Source organism: Alcanivorax sp. HI0044 (assembly GCF_001634945.1).
Genome location: NZ_LWEZ01001840.1, coordinates 1 through 728 on the forward strand (window position 1 = coordinate 1; position 728 = coordinate 728).

The 728-nt window shown below is 55.4% G+C and carries 1 protein-coding gene and 1 pseudogene; both read right to left on the reverse strand.

Going from position 1 to position 728, the window contains the following annotated elements; translation table 11 throughout:
• Window positions 1–214: pseudogene (locus tag A3730_RS27490) on the reverse strand (penicillin-binding protein activator LpoB); the annotation flags it as partial.
• A gap of 43 nt (window positions 215–257) precedes the next feature.
• Window positions 258–656 carry a YcfL family protein gene (locus tag A3730_RS27495; protein ID WP_063520532.1) on the reverse strand — a complete coding sequence of 133 codons (399 nt, stop codon included), beginning with the start codon at window positions 654–656 and terminating at the stop codon, window positions 258–260.
• Window positions 657–728 lie beyond the last annotated feature (72 nt).

Consider the following 728-nt stretch of genomic DNA (forward strand, 5'->3'; position numbering starts at 1 on the left):
CAAACACCACCGGGCGACGACTCTGGGTCATCTGCACGATGGGCGGGAACACCAGCATGTCATCCACCATTTTGCTGGCAATCATCTGCAGGTCGGTGGAACCGAAATCGGTGTTCACGGTTTCGCGGCCCTGGGCATCGCCATAATCCACGGTGGAACAGCCAGACAGCACCAGTGCAGCGCCAAGCATCATCATTGAAAATACACGTACCATTCTTGTTTCTCCTTGTTCCTTGTTACGTCAGCCGGGCTGACAGTTATTCCTGCACCCAGATTTCGAAGCGCACGGCGGACGGATTGGGGGAAACCCCCTTCACACTGTTCTGGCTGCGGCCGGCCATGACCACCTGCTGCCAGGGCTGGGCTTCCGGTTCCAGTTCAAAACCGTCGGCATCAAACCACTTGAACTTGTATTGGAAGTCGAGCTGGAATTTCCAGTCATTTTCCAGCACCGCCTGAACCATCAGCATATCGCCCACACGTTTCTGGCGCAGGTCTTCCACGGAAATGCGGCTGGATAGCAGGCTGTTGTTGGAATACACCTTGGTAACGACTTCGCCGTCTTCGGTGACTTCCATCTGGCCTTTATTGCTGGCGGAACATGCGGCCAGCATCAACGCGACCAGTATCGCCAGCATCGGGCGTAAGAATGTCATAAGGGTCCCTCCTGAACGGGTAACACGCGAGTAATCAATTGGCCAGGTACAGCCACTGCATGAATCACGGTG

Bases quoted from the DNA above. Each gene is read 5' to 3' on its own strand.
- A3730_RS27495 (WP_063520532.1), bottom strand. From the start codon at position 656: ATGACATTCTTACGCCCGATGCTGGCGATACTGGTCGCGTTGATGCTG.